The sequence below is a fragment of the Flavobacterium lipolyticum genome (assembly GCF_020905335.1).
Taxonomy (GTDB): domain Bacteria; phylum Bacteroidota; class Bacteroidia; order Flavobacteriales; family Flavobacteriaceae; genus Flavobacterium; species Flavobacterium lipolyticum.
The window spans coordinates 313,205-330,263 of the sequence record NZ_JAJJMN010000001.1 but is presented as its reverse complement, the minus strand read 5'-3'; the positions used below and the strand labels follow the sequence as shown (position 1 = coordinate 330,263).

The 17,059-nt window shown below is 33.6% G+C and carries 15 protein-coding genes and 1 other RNA gene; 13 read left to right on the top strand and 3 right to left on the bottom strand.

Going from position 1 to position 17,059, the window contains the following annotated elements; all coding sequences use genetic code 11:
* The first annotated feature begins 174 nt into the window (after positions 1-174).
* From LNQ34_RS01375 to LNQ34_RS01325, 11 genes are all read left to right on the top strand, one after another.
* Positions 175-1,005 (top strand): M57 family metalloprotease, encoded by an 831-nt coding sequence (locus tag LNQ34_RS01375; protein WP_202703613.1) that lies wholly within the window; start codon positions 175-177, stop codon positions 1,003-1,005.
* A 234-nt stretch (positions 1,006-1,239) separates the two neighbouring features.
* On the top strand, positions 1,240-2,223 hold the full coding sequence (locus LNQ34_RS01370; RefSeq protein ID WP_202703614.1) for a hypothetical protein: 984 nt from the start codon (positions 1,240-1,242) through the stop codon (positions 2,221-2,223).
* A gap of 254 nt (positions 2,224-2,477) precedes the next feature.
* Positions 2,478-3,266 carry an SDR family NAD(P)-dependent oxidoreductase gene (locus tag LNQ34_RS01365; protein ID WP_229998416.1) on the top strand — a complete coding sequence of 263 codons (789 nt, stop codon included), beginning with the start codon at positions 2,478-2,480 and terminating at the stop codon, positions 3,264-3,266.
* A gap of 231 nt (positions 3,267-3,497) precedes the next feature.
* Positions 3,498-4,304: a phytanoyl-CoA dioxygenase family protein gene (locus LNQ34_RS01360; protein WP_229998415.1), complete on the top strand. Its 807-nt coding sequence runs from the start codon at positions 3,498-3,500 to the stop codon at positions 4,302-4,304.
* Between the two features lie 153 nt (positions 4,305-4,457).
* Positions 4,458-5,156 carry a CDP-alcohol phosphatidyltransferase family protein gene (locus LNQ34_RS01355; RefSeq protein ID WP_229998414.1) on the top strand — a complete coding sequence of 233 codons (699 nt, stop codon included), beginning with the start codon at positions 4,458-4,460 and terminating at the stop codon, positions 5,154-5,156.
* Positions 5,146-5,577 (top strand): GtrA family protein, encoded by a 432-nt coding sequence (locus LNQ34_RS01350; protein ID WP_229998413.1) that lies wholly within the window; start codon positions 5,146-5,148, stop codon positions 5,575-5,577. Before LNQ34_RS01355 ends, LNQ34_RS01350 begins: the two co-directional genes overlap by 11 nt.
* Before the next feature lie 325 nt (positions 5,578-5,902).
* Entirely contained in the window at positions 5,903-6,481 is a 579-nt protein-coding gene (locus LNQ34_RS01345) for a DUF4833 domain-containing protein (RefSeq protein ID WP_229998412.1), read from the top strand.
* 230 nt (positions 6,482-6,711) lie between these two features.
* Complete coding sequence (locus tag LNQ34_RS01340; protein WP_229998411.1) at positions 6,712-6,888, top strand: hypothetical protein; 177 nt, start codon at positions 6,712-6,714, stop codon at positions 6,886-6,888.
* A gap of 13 nt (positions 6,889-6,901) precedes the next feature.
* Positions 6,902-7,354: a hypothetical protein gene (locus LNQ34_RS01335; protein WP_229998410.1), complete on the top strand. Its 453-nt coding sequence runs from the start codon at positions 6,902-6,904 to the stop codon at positions 7,352-7,354.
* 955 nt (positions 7,355-8,309) lie between these two features.
* Positions 8,310-10,013 (top strand): AAA family ATPase, encoded by a 1,704-nt coding sequence (locus LNQ34_RS01330; protein WP_229998409.1) that lies wholly within the window; start codon positions 8,310-8,312, stop codon positions 10,011-10,013.
* Entirely contained in the window at positions 10,006-11,079 is a 1,074-nt protein-coding gene (locus LNQ34_RS01325) for a hypothetical protein (protein WP_229998408.1), read from the top strand. The genes LNQ34_RS01330 and LNQ34_RS01325 overlap by 8 nt, the downstream gene beginning before the upstream one ends.
* 205 nt (positions 11,080-11,284) lie before the next feature.
* Here LNQ34_RS01325 and ssrA read toward each other — a convergent pair.
* Together ssrA and LNQ34_RS01315 are read right to left on the bottom strand one after the other, a co-directional pair.
* Positions 11,285-11,681: a transfer-messenger RNA gene (gene ssrA / locus LNQ34_RS01320) on the bottom strand.
* Between the two features lie 573 nt (positions 11,682-12,254).
* Entirely contained in the window at positions 12,255-13,457 is a 1,203-nt protein-coding gene (locus LNQ34_RS01315; protein WP_229998407.1) for a serine hydrolase domain-containing protein, read from the bottom strand.
* A gap of 240 nt (positions 13,458-13,697) precedes the next feature.
* On the opposite strand from LNQ34_RS01315, the gene LNQ34_RS01310 reads away from it, so the two are divergent.
* The gene (locus LNQ34_RS01310; RefSeq protein WP_229998406.1) at positions 13,698-14,900 is read left to right on the top strand and encodes an NAD(P)-dependent oxidoreductase; all 1,203 of its coding nucleotides are present in this window, start codon (positions 13,698-13,700) and stop codon (positions 14,898-14,900) included.
* Between the two features lie 142 nt (positions 14,901-15,042).
* On the opposite strand, the gene fumC is transcribed toward LNQ34_RS01310, so the two are convergent.
* The gene (fumC, locus tag LNQ34_RS01305) at positions 15,043-16,428 is read right to left on the bottom strand and encodes a class II fumarate hydratase (RefSeq protein ID WP_229998405.1); all 1,386 of its coding nucleotides are present in this window, start codon (positions 16,426-16,428) and stop codon (positions 15,043-15,045) included.
* An 83-nt stretch (positions 16,429-16,511) separates the two neighbouring features.
* Between fumC and LNQ34_RS23400 the strand changes: the two genes are divergently transcribed.
* Positions 16,512-16,643, top strand: coding sequence for a hypothetical protein (locus LNQ34_RS23400; protein WP_255664083.1), 132 nt, complete (start codon positions 16,512-16,514; stop codon positions 16,641-16,643).
* Positions 16,644-17,059 lie beyond the last annotated feature (416 nt).

The window sequence follows — 17,059 nt, the reverse complement described above, 5'->3', positions numbered from 1 at the left end:
ATGCGATTACCGCATAAAAAATAAGAAAATAATTTAACAAAATAGATTTAATTTGTTAAATTATTGTTTTTATAAGTATTTTAATACTAAATCTATGTAGTTTTGACAATAAAGTAGTAATATTTTGTAAAGACCCTAAAAATCAACTTATTTAACTAACCAAAACACTTTTAAATGAAAACAATTAAAACAACCTTACTTTTGTCGTGTATAGCGCTATCGCTATTGTCTTGTAATAAAGAGGATGAGGTAACTCAGCCAAGTAAAGAAGCTCTAACAGTATCACAAGATGTGTTAGATAAAATTAGCTCACTTGCATTGAATAACAAAGATGTTCAAGTAATTAAAAATACCAAATTAGACGGTACCACTGAAGATGCTTACCTGGTTGAAGGTGATATCATCATCACTGATGCACAATTGAAACAAATGGATCTTCACGGAGGTATCACAACGGAGCAATACCGCACTACTAATTTAGTAGCTGCTCCAAAAACTATTAAAATTGTCGGATTAACCGGAACAGGTACGACAGCTTTATCTGCTAATATGCAAGCCGGATTACGTGCAGCAGTGAACAGATATAATAGCTTAGGATTGACGATTAACTTTACACTAACTTTCGGTTCAAGTACTACAGGTGCAAACATAGTAGTAAGAAGACAATCCGGAGGTGCTGGTGGAGTAGCCGGTTTCCCTACTGGAGGAAATCCTTTTAACTCTGTTACATTGTATTCTGGATTAGATACTTATTCAGTAAATGTAAACGCACACGTAGCAGCGCACGAAATTGGTCACTGTATTGGTTTACGTCATACAGACTATTTTAGCCGTCAAAGCTGTGGACAAAATTCAAACGAAGGAGCTGCTGGTGTTGGAGCAATTCATATCCCAGGAACTCCTACAGGATACGATTCGACTTCATACATGAGAGCATGTTTCAGCTCAAATGAAACAGGAGCTTTCAATGCTAACGACGTTACAGCTCTGAATTATCTATATTAGAAGTTGAATTAGAGGCGTCCTTTGCAAAATATTCGAGGCTGTTCCGTAATTGGAGCAGCCTCACTTTGTTTTTAGTAACTGCTTAAACTTTTTTATGTCGGATGGGAGTATTGAATCCCTTGTATCCTTCCTGACTTTTTTGGATAATTTAAAAATAAAACAGGTAATTCTACGTAGCTGTAAGACTATATTTTGTACTAGATTTATTACTTAAACCCTAATAATCGACAAATCATGCAAAACAATGAAAATTCACCCATTCCAATAGGATGGGTTGGTGGATTTCCACCAGCAGGTTCACCTATGTTGTATCCAACCCGGGATCTTTCCTCATTACCGATGTTAAGTAATATGGATAACATTAGTTTTTTACAACGTCAACTTGGTGTAAGATGGCCTGAGTTTAGTTGGGAAACCCAAAAAGACAGTCCTAACAAGAGAAGATGTTACCAACAATTTGCGCCTTACATTTCCAGAGCGGGTTATACTGATGAAGGTCGGGTATATTCAGTTATCTGCCCTCAACAGGGAGTCTGGCTTAAAGATGAAATTTGTATCAATGTTGAGGTTACGGTGACCGGACAAAGAGGTTGGGTGAACGAAGTAACAAAAGAGGTTGCCATAGACATGACCGTTGAAGGTAAAATTTGGCTGACACCAAATGAACAACAAGGCGATAAGATAAAAGAGATTTGGCCGCTATTGGAATATAGTTTTCCAAAATTTCCATTGAATAAAGATAATGCCATAAGAGTCACTACACACAAGCAGAATGATCCTGATCAGCCCATCTTTGAAGTGATACACGGATTAAATCCTGAATTTGAAAATCCTCCGTTTGCATTACATGAGGGTAAAGCATTTGCTACGGCCTATCTTGCCGTTGAAATTGGAGATATTAAGCTGACAAAAGATAAAGTAGTTGATGATTTTAATCAATTAATTATGAAAGCTTTTAACATTGGTTCAGGAAATATGCTTCAGCCGGGAAATACCTTGTCATGGAACCTTTGGTTCACAGAACCCGCTTTGGTCAATAAGGAGGAGTGGAAAAATCATGCTGAATTTTGGAGAAACTCTATTGATGTACATCATTGCTCTCCTACCGGAAATGGTACTGATGCCAGATATTTTGATGGAAGCAAATTTAGCCCTGAAGCAAATGCCGTAGAGGAGATAATTAAGGATATTATCAACTATGTTAGAAAGCATCTTTAGGTTATTGAAAAAAATGACCTATAAAAAAGGAAGGTATTTAATATCTTCCTTTTTTTTTGTGAAGCGGTTGGAGTTGCAATTGAACAATCTGTACCTCATTTTTTAAACGCAAGTTGTTTTCTTGACGGTTGGCAGAATATCAAAAAAATAGTTTTAGAGAAAGCGGGATGGTATTCTTTATCTTATGAGTTAATAGGTAAGAATTAATCCGTTGGGAGTAATTAATTTTTATATTTGAGGATTAAATGAATAAAATGAGCGAAAAAATTAAACCGTATGCCTTAGTAACCGGTGCCAGCAAAGGTATTGGAAAATCGATTGTTTATGAATTGGCTAAACAAGGTTATCCGCTATTGCTAGTGGCAAGAGGAGGAGAGGAATTAAAAGCACTATCTGAGGATCTTCAGGCGAAATACGGTATCAACGCTCCAATTTTGGCAATTGATCTTTCATTGACTGGTGCATCGCTAACAGTTACTAATTGGATAAAAATGAATAATTATCCGGTTGGTGTTTTAGTTAACAATGCCGGTTATGGCGTGTGGGGCAATTTTAGTGAGTCTTCACTGACCGATCAGCTTGGCATGATGCAGCTTAACATGAATGTAATTGTAGAACTATCACATCTATTAGTACCCATACTTTCACAGGAAAAACAAGCCTACATTTTAAACATATCGAGTACTGCTGCCTACCAGGCCGTACCTACGCTGGCGGTTTATTCCGCTACAAAGGCTTTTGTTTTATCGTTTACCCGTGCCTTGCGTTTCGAACTTGCCAAAACTTCAATTTCAGTAACTTGTTTTAGTCCGGGTCCGGTTGATACCGGTTTTGCTGCAAGAGCCGGTTTGAATCCTTTTAACAAAATGGCTGAAAAGTTTAATATGCAACCGGATGAAGTTGCAAAAATTGCCGTAAAAGCCATGTTCAGCAAAAAATCAGAAGTTATTCCGGGTTTTACAAATATCATTTCGGTGTACGCTAATCGTATACTGCCAAAGGGATTTATCGAAAAAACGGCCGCCGGAATTTATAAAATTTAATTTTTTTTCAAAAAAAAGTAAGAAAATATGCTTTGCAAAAGATAAATTATTATTACCTTCGTTTTAATATCTACTAATTCTATAGAATATGTCTAATAAAAGAAATATGTTTAGTTTTCCGAAAGAACGAATGCAAGTAAACAACATGCGAATGTGTCGCTGTTGTTGCTGTCGCTAATCTTTTAGATAAAATTACAAACACTATTATTTCATTTATTAAATATATTTATTATGGTATCTTCTTATAAAACTTTTACCCTTACTGAGCAATTAACAGATGAGCAAATTGACTTTTTCAACGAATATGGCTTTATCCATTTCAAAAAATTTATAAATCCGGAAACGGTTTCATCAATCATTGATGCCTCAAAACAAGTACAGCAAAAATGGATTGACAATGACCTTAAAAAGGTAAATGGCGTTCCAATTAAATACGGAAAAGATTTAGATGGTTCTCCTATTGTGCAGCGTTTTGCTTTTATCAATCAGCATCACCAAACCTTAAGAGGTCTTTTATTGGATCCAAGATTTGATAGTTTATTGCAATTGGCAGGCGAGGGTGCAAGATTAGGCACTGAAGAAAAAGACGGAATGGTTTTCAATCATTATATCAATGGGCCGGAAAGTAAGTTTACTAAAATGGGCTGGCATACAGATGGTTTGAGAGATATTTTTTATGGTGCAAAATTAAACCCGATGTTAAATGTGGGGATTCACTTAAGTACTTTGAAACCCGAAAATGGAGGTCTTAAAATCATTCCGGGCACTCACAAGCAAAGTATTTACCAAATGCTTTTTCGTAAAAAATACTTTTTAGATCATAATGCCGATTCAGAGGAAGTTTCCATCATTCCGGAGGCAGGAGATTTAACCATTCACGATGGCCGTTTGTGGCACAGAGTGGCAGAATCCTCTATCCGTGGCGAAGAGAGTAGAAGGAGAGTTATTTATGTTCCAATAATAGCAGGAAAATACGCTCCTAAAAACGAGAATAGCCCAACGGTTTTTTATCAACGTTTTGCGGGAATTGTTAAGTAATATGCTATTTGTCCTCGCATTTAGTTATCTGGTTAGATCAGGTAAGCTAAAAAGAACTGCCGATTTTTTAAAAAATACGCCAAGGAAAATAAAGTTAAAAATGGTTAAACTGGAATTAGCGATACTCTCAGGCTTACAAATATTGCGTTATTAATGGGAAAAGAAACACAGACTGAAGAGTATAGTGCAATTGTACAAAGAGCATTTTCAGACCGTAAGCGGACTAATATTTTAAAAAGAGCAGAACAGTTAACGATTGTGTTTTTACTTCCAAAGGTACCTGAATTCATTTCGCCAAACGTACTCACTTTAATTGGTACACTTGGTTCGGGATTGATTTTTTTAGCCTTTGTTTTAGGGGCTTACGTCACCGATTGGTATTTACTTTTGGCTATTATTGGATTGATTATAAATTGGTTAGGCGATTCTTTAGACGGAAGATTGGCTTATTATAGAAATATTCCACGCCGTTGGTACGGTTTTGCACTCGATATTATTGCCGATTGGATTGGTATTGTACTTGTAGGTTTTGGCTACTACATCTATGCTAAAAATGGTACACAAATAGTAGCCTTTGCTTTTGTGGCATTGTATGGCTGGTCTATCATCATCAGTCAGTTACGTTACAAAATTACAAATGAATACAGTATCGATTCCGGTTTTGTTGGTCCAACTGAGCTTCGATTTATTATTGCTTTAATTTTAATTATAGAAATTTTATTTCATGGATCAATCACCTATTTGGCGGGCTTGATAACTATTGTATTGTTTGTAATTAATACGATAGATAGTGTAAGGCTTTTAAAACTGGGTGATTTAAGAGATAAAAACCAGGACCGATATGTTCAGTAAAAAAGCTGTTTTTACTTTTCTGCAAGCACAAGTCGCGGCATTTTTAGGCGGTATTACCGATTATGGTCTGATGATTTTATTAACAGAAGTATTTCAATTGCATTTTGCCTTTTCTATTCTAATTTCCGGGACCGTTGGTGCAGTTATTAATTTCAGCATCAATAGAATCTGGGTGTTTAAAAATCAATCGGGTTATAGCAGCCACATCAACAGCCAGCTTTTTAAATTTGCCTTAGTGGTATTAGGAAGCATTTCCTTAAAATCATTTGGTACCCTTATTTTTCAGAAAGTATTTCAGATCGATTATAGAATTGGAAGATTAATCACAGATAGTTTTGTCTCTTATGGATTTAATTACCCACTGATTAAGTATTGGGTTTTTAGAGCAAACAAAAAACAGAACGTAGTCGAATCAAATTAATAGAGAAATAGCCAGTTTGTTGTAATTCGTGTTTTTTCTATGTGTTGAAAAAATAGCCACAGATTAACAGAATGGAGAGATTTGAAAATCTGCAAAATCTGCAAAATCTGCGTGAAAAATATTCAACGCATAGTCCCGATGCACCGGGATATATGTAATAGAAGAAGACAAAAAGAAACTTGTTTCACACATAATCATCTATGTTTCTTTTAAACAAGTGAAACGCCTTTTTTAAGCGTCCTAATTCTATGTTTCTAGCCTGTACTGAGCGGAGTCGAAGTGTGTTAAAATAAAAGAAACCAATAGGTTATATAAAATTTAGTTTATGAACAGATTATCCTTTAAAGATTTTACAAAATCACTGATCGTTATAGCGATCTTAGTACCTATAATTTCAGGAAATCTATCGGCACAATCCAAAAATCCATCGCCATTAAATTTCCCAACGCCTAAGAATATAGATAATATGCTATTCTATATTCAGCGAGATCCCAATATAAACACCGCTATTTATACCATAAACTACCAGGAAAATGGAAAAATAAACAAAAGCAATCCTATAAAAGCGTATTGGATTCGATATGCTGAGAAAGGAGAAAAAAAAGATTTCAATTATTTACAACGCAAATTTGCCTACGGAATAGAAACTAAAACTCTCGAAAATGAAGAGTTTGAGTTTAAATTTGTATCGTATAAAAAATTGGCCTTAACCTTGAAAAAGATAGAGGCGGATCAAAAATACCATGTTTTTGCAAATGTAAATCAGAAAAAAATACAGGTAGAAAAAATATTTGTGCGCATTGAAGGAGGTTCTTTCTGGTTACCCAATGTAAAGTATGCCGAGGTGACCGGAATTGAGGCGCTCTCCAATAAAACCATTACCGAAAGGATGTTGTTAAAATAAGATATTCTTATTCTTTCATGTGTTCTCCTAAAAAGCTGTGCAAATGTCTCTGACTTTGCACTTTTTTGTTCCTTAGAAATTATAAACGGGATAAAAGTCTCCCCACCTTTTACGTTTAGTTCTTATTTATTGTCGTGGATTTTTTTGCATTCAGGAAAATATTCTAAGAAAGTTATTTTTAAAGTCAGAGACTTTATGAAGTTTCTGTTTTTAAATTATACTTGTTTAAAATGGCGCAAAGTCAGAGACATTTGCGCAGCGTAAAGAAGAAGATTTCGGAGAGCGGAGCTTCAAATGTTAAAGGTGATATGATATGTCAAGCTCAAGAAATTGATGTTCCCTTTGAAAACATTATTGATAATAAAGAAAATTCTAATACCTTCGAAGAGGTAAAAAAAAATGATTAAACCCAAATAAACTATGATAAATCGTTATAAAGTTTCAACTAATATTTCTTCATTGCAATATTTTGTAGCAGTTGTTCTTCTATTTTTAGCAATTCTTGCCTCCTTTAAGGGGTATAAGATTTTAAGTTTTATTTTTTCACTATTTTTCTTTTATAAAGCGTATAAGATTTATTTAAAAAATAAAAATAAAATTACAGAATTAGAAATTGATGAAAACATGATTAGACTATTTAATTATGAAAACAGATTGGTTTTTCAAGCTCAAAAAGAGCTTTTATCATTTACGGAACTTGAAAACGGATTGATAAAAATTCAATCCAGACAAAAAGAGATCTATCATTTGGATCTAGGTACCAGTAAAAATGAGATAAAAATGTTAATAGGAGAACATTTGTTTGAAAAATCAAAGAAAAGCTCTTTTTTTAATTTAGGCAATATCTTAGATTTTTTAGATATTATACGATGAGTAGACTGTACTTACTACTGTTGTTTTGTTTTTTCTTCCATTTCTCAAATGCACAAACATATGACAAAAAGGGTCATAAGCAGGGATATTGGCGAGTGTTTGATAATGAAACCAAACAATTAATATTTGAAGGTGAATATAATCATGGTGATAAAAAAGGAAGGTTTATAACATATTATACAAATGATAAGATTAAAGACGTAAACTTTTTCAAGAAAAATTTATTACATGGATTGCAAAAAAGATTTGTCCAGTTCTCCAAAGTGTTCTCATGAAAAACTACTCCCGCTCTTCGAAAAGTTCTTATAAATAAAAAATCGCAATGATCTAAGTTTAGATTATTGCGATTTTTTTGTGGACTTGATGGGATTACAATCGAACACCTAATTCCTATTTTAATGTTTATAGATAAGCTTGGAAAAAAGCCATGAAACCTTGTGTTTTAAAAGTTTTTTAGCTGACTTAGTAATTTGTTGGAGTTTATTAATGTTTTTCTTTTTTGATGCCATTCTTTAAAAATCTGATTTTTTTTAAGTGAAATATTTGTATAAAAAATATATCAGAGTGTTCGACAGTTGGACACTTTTCTATGTATTTCATTTCCCAATTAATGACAAATAAAGAGTTAGAAAGAACTGAGGGAGAATTTATATTTGATAGTATAGATTTTTTTTGCCAATGCAATTTAGAGAAACGGGATGATCAATTGAATAAACAATCTTTAACTCAAATATCTAAGTGCACCTGAAGATTACTAGCGTTATAAGATGCAATATCAATCTATGTTAAAAAGCTAGAACATTCAATACAACGGGCTTTTAATATTGATTTTTTAAGAATTTGAATCAGAAAAAACTAAAAAAGCATTTTAAGTTTAGTGCATTCGAGAAAACAGGTAATTATACCTGTATTGGTAGGATTAAATTCATTAAATTTCATTCAAAATTATTTATGTATGAAAATTTGTTTTGTGTGGGTAAAAGAGTTTAGGAATTTTAATAACCTAGGTCTTAATTTAGCGAATGATATTAAGTTTAAGTATCAGGCAGAAGATAATGTTATTTTACATGAAAGGGTGGAGGCATTACCTAAAAATTTTTTTGGGAAAGATATTACCGATGTAACGGGAATAATTGGGAAAAATGGTACTGGAAAAAGTAATGCTCTTGAACTTATATGTAAATGTCTTAAAGGGAGCAAAACATCCTTAAAAACGGAATTTATTATTATATTAAAAGTTGATGGGGGATATACTTGTTATTATAATCTTTATAATAATGAAATTCCTGAAGTAGGCTTCAAAATGAAATTTGAAAAATACGAAGGTGCCATTAATCCGCTAAAAGTGGTATTTTTTTCAAATGTTTATGATGATAGAAGGAACAATTTTGATAAAGAAATTGTTGACATATCGGTTAATAATAGGTCAAGATCATTTGGTATTGCTAAAACTTATGATTTTGGTAAACAAGTCAAGTTTATCAATTCGAAGATATTTAGAACCTTGAATATAGAAATACCTACTAATGTCCAGATTACAAATAAAGTTTGGAGTAATAAATTAGCATCCATATCAGATAAATGGAATCGAAAAACTAATTTTTCAGGTCTTAGAAGATTTTTTAAGGATAGAACTAGGGATTTAAAAGAATCTTCGAAATTCGTAATCTTACTAAAGTATGGATTCTTTTTAGAAATTTACCCCAAGCTTTCAAGAGAAACAATTATACGATTCGACAGTGATGGTGAATTTTCCAAAGAACTAGGCTCAATTTTTTCAGATGACAAATTATATGGTTTTAGTACCGATGAAGTCAGTGATATATTATTGAACTTTATCGAGAAACAGGTTGAAAGATATGGATATGGTGAAAATTTTGTACCAACGGAGCACTCTTCTAAAGAACTATATAATAGATTGGATCTTATTCGAAAGCAAATTTACTTTATTAGGGAATTGAAATATCAAATCTCTGAATTAGAACTGAGTTATTCTGCAGAGGGAATACGAGGAAGAAATACTGAAAATTTCATATTTAATTATAAGTCTGATTTTACCAACTCTTTTGTTAATCAATTTATTTCACTTTTTGAAGATTGTAGTTTTTTGGATATTAATTGGTTGGGTATAAGTTCAGGACACAAAGCATATTTGAATCTTTTTTCATCAATTCATAATGAATTAAGATTGACCAGAACTCCGAATTTACTACTTTGTATTGATGAAGGTGATCTTTATCTTCACCCAAGATGGCAGATTGAATTTTTTGATAAACTGTTGTCTGTGCTTCCGACGATATATAGCGGAAGTATTCAGCTAATTCTGACTTCACATTCACCATTTTTGCTTTCAGATCTTCCTAAACAAAATATTACGATATTAAATAACGAAAAAAGTGAAAGTAGTTCTTTTGACGGTATAAATTTAGCTATAAATACATTTGGAGGGAATTTGTATGATTTATATTCTGAACCATTCTTTTTAGGGAATCGCCGTACGAGCGATTTTGCATATGATAAAATCAAATATCTTATAGAAAAAGTTGAATTGGATAAATATACCATTGAAGAAAAAAAAGAACTTGTCAAATTGACTAATATTCTTGGTGATGATATTATAAAATATAGAATTAACTCTTTATTAAACAGAAATGATTAAGTTACAGGATCATATTGATAAACCAGACTCGGATTTGTATTTATCATCATTAGCAGAAAATTACTGGAATTATTTAAATCCAAGAACAAAAAAAAAGAATGATTATGCAAGAGGGGCATTAGTGTATAAGTGCAAGAACCTATATGCTAATTGCGATTCAGCAAATTATGTAAGAGATTTTGCTAATGGTTCAAAAACAACAGCGCAGAGACATAAAAAGTTTTTCATGCTTTTGAAAAAATATAAATATAAGTTTTTAAAGCAATTAATTTTTTGCCCGCCTTCTGATTTTAATCTTTTGCGAACAGAAATATTAGGTGTTCTTTTTGAATCTGATATATTTATCAGAAAGGGTAAAAAGATTTCACAGACTCCATTTGGCGCTCTTTTATCAGATAAATTGTTTGATTATAAAAAATTTAGAAGCTCAGAATATTGTGTTAAAATGTATTTAGATATGGGGTTTCTACTGAGTTCTTGTCCATATTGTAATGACAGAACCGTTGAAATTGTGAAGAAAAACGCAGCAAAAGGAACAGTACCGCAAAACATTGCTTATTTCGATCTTGATCATTTTTACCCAAAGTCACAGAATCCGTTTTTTGCCCTGTCATTTTATAATTTAATACCGAGCTGTAGTATCTGTAATTCAAAAGAAAAATTAGATAAAACGTTTAGTACTACGACTCATATTCATCCTTATCAAACATCTTTCGATGATTGTTATATGTTTCAGTTTTCTTCTACGGTCCTTTTAGGTATTGATAATTATGAAATTTTAATAAACAAGAAAACGACTAATGATTTTGAAAACATTATGGACTTTAATTTATTAAATAGGTATAAAAATAGAGTAGGTAGCGTTAAAACGATGATAAGGCATTATCAAAATTACCACAGGACAATCAATAACAATAGAGAGAGGGAGCTTTTTGTAAAATACTTTACTGATCCAAATCCTGGAGTAATGTATAAAAAACTAATTTTAAAAGGGGATAGAAGTAAGCTTTACCGAGATGTAATTAAAGGAATTGATGTAGATAATATAATTGGATTGGCAGATTAATTAAATTTTTCATTAAAAGAAAGCATTCAGGTCATGTAATTTGGATTAAAAACTTTTAAGACTGAAGAAGAAGGAATAGTTATTTTAGAATTGTTTTTGAGGAGGAAGAAGAAAAATACCGATTAGAATTTATTAAACCCGCTCTTCGAAAAGTTCTTATAAACAAAAAATCGCAATGATCTAAGTTTAGATTATTGCGATTTTTTTGTGGAGTCGCCGGGAATCGAACCCGGGTCCAAACAAGCAACTAAAGAGCTTTCTACACGTTTATTTCCTGATTGGATTTTCGATGTTAAGCTAGGTCAGGAACAACCACTCAACACTTATCTTCTTAATTTCGATATCCACCCGAAGCTCATGGAAATCTAGGTTTATTTTTACGGTTCCCCTGTACTGACCGCCACAAACCAAGGCTTTCAAGGAGAATCCAGCTTTCCTACCTTGTAGGAACGTGGCGCAATCTTACTATAATTCGGATTATGCAGCTAAAGCGTAGTTATTTTCGCCGTGTAAAATTGTAAGATCTTATATTTACGAGCAAGGTCTCAATGCTCGACGTGCTTACTTTTCAATTCGACTTGCTGTCAAAACCAGTCGACCCCAAAAATGAGTTTGCAAATTTATACTATTTGCAGTTAGCTTTGTAATAAATTTTTCAGAAAATTTTATTATTCCGTATTAGTCGAAAGTCGAAAGTTGTAAAGTTTTTAAAGTCAAATGCTTACTTTTTGTTTTCGCACAATTGATGGTATTTAAAAAAGATCAAAGCCAATATTGCAACTGTCTTAGGATTTTAGACTTTATGATCTTTTACTTTGGACTATTGTATTATTCAATTTAGTCGAAAGTCGAAAGTTGTAAAGTTTTTAAAGTCAAACGCTTACTTTTTGTTTTCGCACAATTGATGGTATTTAAAAAGATCAAAGCCAATATTGCAGCTGTCTTAGGATTTTAGACTTTATGATCTTTGACTTTGGACTATTGTATTATTCAATTTAGTCGAAAGTCGAAAGTCAAAAGTTGTAAAGTTTTTAAAGTCAAATACTTACTTTTTGTTTTCGCACAATTGATGGTATTTAAAAAGATCAAAGCCAATATTGTAACTGCTTTAGGTCTTTAGGTCTTTAGGTCTTTACGACTTTCGACTTTTAACTTTCGACTTTACGACTACTGTATTACTCTTCGTCCTTGAAGTTAAACGGGTAATCGCCAAAAACTGGTGCCAGTTTGCGAACCGCATAGGTATTTCGGGTCATTTTGTTCGACAAGGCAATTATGGTAACATGTTCTTTCATTAAAGTGATATAAGAAGAAGTATTGCCATGCCACCAGCCATTGTGGAAATAAAAATTCTGTCCGGTTTCCCAATTGATCATTCTGATTCCTAATCCGTAATTTTTGGTTCCTTTACGCTCATTACTGTATCCGGTATAAACTTGTTTCAGTAAGGCAGGTTTTAAAAAATCAGGTGAATTTCTGGCACGATCAAATTTTAAAAGGTCTCGCACTGTTGAAAAAATATTTTTGTCCCCGTAAACATTGTCCAAATAATCAAAACCAATTTCTACACCATTACCTTTATAAGAAGGAACAATTTTCTTTTTGTCCTTATCATCATCAAAAACGTAGGTGTGTTTCATTCCCAAAGGTTTGAAAATCATTTGGTGCATGGCTTCTTTATAAGTTAAGCCCGTAATTTTTTCAATAATTAGAGCCAGCATCGCATAGTTGGTATTGCAATAACTAAATCGCGTTCCGGTTCTGGATTCCAAACCAATGTTCTTGGTGGCTAAAATGTCCAGGATATCTTTATTGGTAAGCTGATTGTGCCTGTCCCAAACGGATTTGTCTCTGTCTGTAAAATAGGCATAATTACGCATTCCGGTGCGGTGGTCCAAAAGCATTCTGATTGTACAGTCTTCGTATGGAAAGGTTTTTAGAATCGTATTTACCTTTTGATCTAAATCGATCTTACCGGCATTAACCAGTTTTAAAACAGCAGTAGCAGTCAGAACCTTGCTTACAGAAGCAATCTGAACAGGAGTTTCTGCGGTTATTTTAGTGCCTTCGTTTTTATTGGCAAAACCATTATAGCGTTCAAAAATAATTTGACCGTTTCGGGCGACCAAAAAACTTCCGTTCATCGTATTGTTGGGCCAGTTTTTATTGTAAAAGTGATTTATTCTTCCTGCAACTGAATTGATATAGGCCTGCGAAATTCTTTTTTCAGGACCTAACGGTTTCATTTTCGGTAAAGTATCTTCTGTTGTAGTGGTGGTATCGGCGGTTGTTTTTTTATCATTACCACATGAACTTAAAACTAATAACAGGAAAAGTATTTGTGGTATATTTGTTTTTTTAAGGAGGCTCATTTTCATCGTTCTTTAAAAACAAATATATAGAATTCAATATTTATGTTTGGCTGTTTTGAGAGGCTTCAAAAGCATGATTTAACAAAAAATTAAGATTTTGTTTATTTATTTGGTTGTTTGTCAGCTTTTAACGGTTTTTAAACATTCTAAATTGTATTTTTTCAACAAAATTTTAACTAAATTTGTTATATTTGAAACAAATAAGATGTAAAAAGTTATATTAATAATTATTTTAAACCCGTTTAAATGAAATTTGGAATCATAAAAGAAAGAAAAAACCCGCCGGATCGCAGAGTTGTTTTTGCTCCTAATGAACTTACAAAATTGAAACAGCTGTATCACGAAGCAGTAGTGGAGGTAGAGAGCTCTGATATCAGGATTTTTTCGGATATACAATATAAGAGTATGGGAATCACAGTTACGGAAGATCTTTCTAATTGTGATGTATTATTTGGAGTAAAAGAAGTTCCGGTTGAGAATTTGATTCCGAATAAGGCTTACTTCTTCTTTTCGCATACTATTAAGAAACAGCCTTATAACCGAAAACTGTTACAGGCTATTTTGGAAAAAAATATAGATTTATACGATCATGAAACTATAGTAGATGCTCACAACCGCCGTTTAATTGGTTTTGGAAGATACGCAGGTATGGTTGGCGTTTACAACGGAATTCGTGCTTTTGGGATTAAGTTTGAGTTGTTTAAGCTGCCGAAAGCGGAAACACTGGACGGAAAAGAGGCTTTAATTAAACATTTGAAGCGCATTACCATGCCCGCTTTGAAATTTGTGATTACCGGAACGGGTAAAGTAGGGAGTGGTGCCAAAGAGATTTTGGATGCTATAAAAGTAAAAGAGGTTACAGTTGATAATTATCTGACTAAAAATTATGCACAGGCTATTTATGTACAGTTAGATGTTTTAGAATACAATAAGCGTATTGATGGTCAGGTAGTTGATTTTAAGGATTTTGTAGCGCATCCTGAAGAATATGTTTCTGATTTTGAGAAATTTACAAAAGTAACGGATATTTATTTCGCAGGTCATTTTTATGCGACGGGAGCACCGATGATTTTAACACGTGAAATGCTGAATGCGAACGACTGCAAGTTAAAAGTTGTTGCCGACATTTCTTGTGATGTTAACGGACCAATTGCCTGCACGTTAAGATCTTCGACAATTGCCGATCCTTTGTACGGTTATTTTCCTTTAGAAGATATAGAAGTGGATCTTTTTCATCCTGCGGCAGTAGCAGTGATGGCGGTTGATAATTTACCGTGCGAAATTCCGAAAGATGCAAGTGAAGGTTTCGGAGAGCAATTTATGGAACATGTAATTCCGGCTTTCTTCAATGGTGATAAGGACGGAATCTTAAAACGTGCTAAAATAACTGAGAAAGGAAAACTAACAGAGCGATTTAGCTACCTGCAGGATTATGTAGACGGAAAATAGAAAGAGGAATTAGTATACAGTCACAGTATTCAGTTCTCTAAAAAAAATCCATTCGCTGTGCGAATGGATTTTTTTATGGGGAAAATCTAAAATCTAAAATCTAAAATCTAAAATCTAAAATCTAAAATCTAAAATCTAAAATCTAGACCATCTCCTCCGGTTTCACCCAGGCATCAAAATCTTCCGGGCTAACGTATCCTAAACGAACGGCTTCTTCTTTAAGTGTAGTTCCGTTTTTGTGAGCGGTCTGAGCAATTTCGGCAGCTTTGTAGTAGCCTATTTTGGTGTTTAAAGCTGTAACCAGCATCAGTGAATTGTCTACCAGTTCTTTAATACGTTTGTAGTTGGGTTCGATTCCCTGTGCACAATGTTCATCAAACGAAACACAGGCATCTCCTAATAATCTTGCCGATTGCAGAAAGTTGGCTGCCATAACCGGTTTGAAAACATTTAGTTCATAGTGTCCTTGCATTCCGCCAACAGCGATTGCCATATCATTTCCAATTACTTGGGCGCAAACCATGGTTAAAGCTTCACATTGGGTTGGATTTACTTTTCCAGGCATGATAGACGATCCTGGTTCGTTTTCCGGAATATGAATTTCACCAATACCTGAACGTGGTCCTGATGCTAACATTCTCACATCGTTTGCAATTTTGTTCAGAGCAACTGCCAATTGTTTTAAAGCCCCGTGAGTCTCCACAATTGCATCGTGTGCAGCCAAAGCTTCAAATTTGTTTTCGGCAGTAACAAAGGGATGATTCGTAAATGTTGCAATATATTCAGCTACTTTTACATCATATCCTTTTGGAGTGTTCAATCCGGTACCAACTGCTGTACCGCCTAAAGCGATTTCAGATAAATGCGCTAAGGTGTTTTTCAGGGCTTTTAATCCAAAAGACAATTGAGCGGCGTAACCTGAAATTTCCTGTCCAAGAGTTAGAGGGGTGGCATCCATAAGATGTGTACGACCGATTTTTACCACATCCTTAAATTCGGTTGCTTTTTTTACCAAAGTAGCGTGTAGTTTTTCAACTCCCGGAATGGTGGTTTCAACAATCATCTTGTAAGCAGCAATATGCATTCCGGTTGGAAAAGTATCGTTAGAAGACTGTGATTTATTGACATCGTCGTTTGCTTTTATAAATTGTTCGCCTTCTCCAATACCAAACCCTTGTAAAACTTGTGCGCGATTGGCAATTACTTCATTCACATTCATATTGCTTTGTGTTCCCGAACCAGTCTGCCAGATGACAAGAGGAAATTGATCGTCTAGTTTTCCTTCAAGAATTTCGTCACAAACGGCTGCTATGGCATCTCTTTTTTCGATTGGTAAAACGCCCAGATCGTAATTGGCATAAGCAGCTGCTTTTTTAAGATAAGCAAAGCCTTCAATGATTTCCTGTGGCATAGATCCCGCTGCACCAATTTTGAAGTTGTTTCTGGAACGTTCCGTTTGTGCTCCCCAGTACTTATCTGCCGGAACCTGAACTTCACCCATCGTGTCTTTTTCTATTCTGTATTTCATTATGTTGTATGTAAAAAGTTATTTGTAAAGTGTAAAATGTTATCTGTAAAATGTAAAATGTTTGCTGAAAACTGAAATTTCTTATGAAAAGGAATGAACTAGCCCTGATGGCAGCGGCATCCTTTTGTGCCGGGGTTCGGGACAAAAGATATAGCGGACAGCAGGAATTAGCTTCTGAAGATTCTCATGTTCTTGTGCATGAGATTGTTCAGTAAAATGGCGGTTATCCATAAGAAAAAAAGCTTATTTAAAATGAGTATAAATATAAGCATAAATGTTATTTCCAGAAAATTGATTTGGATTTTATTGGTAACGAAAAATATAAGGCTTACATTTGTCCTTACATTCAAAAATTCCGGAAAACATGTTTGAATTTTCACAGTACTTAGGTTTTTTACTTTTCTTGACCATACTAACTATAGGGTTTTGGTTGATGTTTTTCTTAGTAGGTTTCGTATCTTATTGGGTTACGGGTGCTAGCTGGGAAATGTTCAAAGAGAAAAGAGCAAAGAAAAAGCAAGAACAATCAGCTTAATTTTAGTTGATTTCAATAAAAAGGACTCGTTTTGCGAGTCCTTTTTTTATGCTAAAAAATAAAAAATTCCAATAAAAAAATCCAAATTCCAATTTT

What these genes read in the sequence shown, in the direction of transcription:
- LNQ34_RS01365 (WP_229998416.1), top strand. Translation starts at nt 2,478, where the DNA reads ATGAGCGAAAAAATTAAACCGTATGCCTTAGTAACCGGTGCCAGCAAA.
- LNQ34_RS01360 (WP_229998415.1), top strand. Translation starts at nt 3,498, where the DNA reads ATGGTATCTTCTTATAAAACTTTTACCCTTACTGAGCAATTAACAGAT.
- LNQ34_RS01330 (WP_229998409.1), top strand. Translation starts at nt 8,310, where the DNA reads ATGAAAATTTGTTTTGTGTGGGTAAAAGAGTTTAGGAATTTTAATAAC.
- LNQ34_RS01310 (WP_229998406.1), top strand. Translation starts at nt 13,698, where the DNA reads ATGAAATTTGGAATCATAAAAGAAAGAAAAAACCCGCCGGATCGCAGA.
- LNQ34_RS01325 (WP_229998408.1), top strand. Translation starts at nt 10,006, where the DNA reads ATGATTAAGTTACAGGATCATATTGATAAACCAGACTCGGATTTGTAT.
- LNQ34_RS01315 (WP_229998407.1), bottom strand. Translation starts at nt 13,457, where the DNA reads ATGAAAATGAGCCTCCTTAAAAAAACAAATATACCACAAATACTTTTC.
- LNQ34_RS01345 (WP_229998412.1), top strand. Translation starts at nt 5,903, where the DNA reads ATGAACAGATTATCCTTTAAAGATTTTACAAAATCACTGATCGTTATA.
- LNQ34_RS01335 (WP_229998410.1), top strand. Translation starts at nt 6,902, where the DNA reads ATGATAAATCGTTATAAAGTTTCAACTAATATTTCTTCATTGCAATAT.
- LNQ34_RS23400 (WP_255664083.1), top strand. Translation starts at nt 16,512, where the DNA reads ATGAAAAGGAATGAACTAGCCCTGATGGCAGCGGCATCCTTTTGTGCC.
- LNQ34_RS01370 (WP_202703614.1), top strand. Translation starts at nt 1,240, where the DNA reads ATGCAAAACAATGAAAATTCACCCATTCCAATAGGATGGGTTGGTGGA.
- fumC (WP_229998405.1), bottom strand. Translation starts at nt 16,428, where the DNA reads ATGAAATACAGAATAGAAAAAGACACGATGGGTGAAGTTCAGGTTCCG.
- LNQ34_RS01350 (WP_229998413.1), top strand. Translation starts at nt 5,146, where the DNA reads ATGTTCAGTAAAAAAGCTGTTTTTACTTTTCTGCAAGCACAAGTCGCG.
- LNQ34_RS01340 (WP_229998411.1), top strand. Translation starts at nt 6,712, where the DNA reads ATGGCGCAAAGTCAGAGACATTTGCGCAGCGTAAAGAAGAAGATTTCG.
- LNQ34_RS01355 (WP_229998414.1), top strand. Translation starts at nt 4,458, where the DNA reads ATGGGAAAAGAAACACAGACTGAAGAGTATAGTGCAATTGTACAAAGA.
- LNQ34_RS01375 (WP_202703613.1), top strand. Translation starts at nt 175, where the DNA reads ATGAAAACAATTAAAACAACCTTACTTTTGTCGTGTATAGCGCTATCG.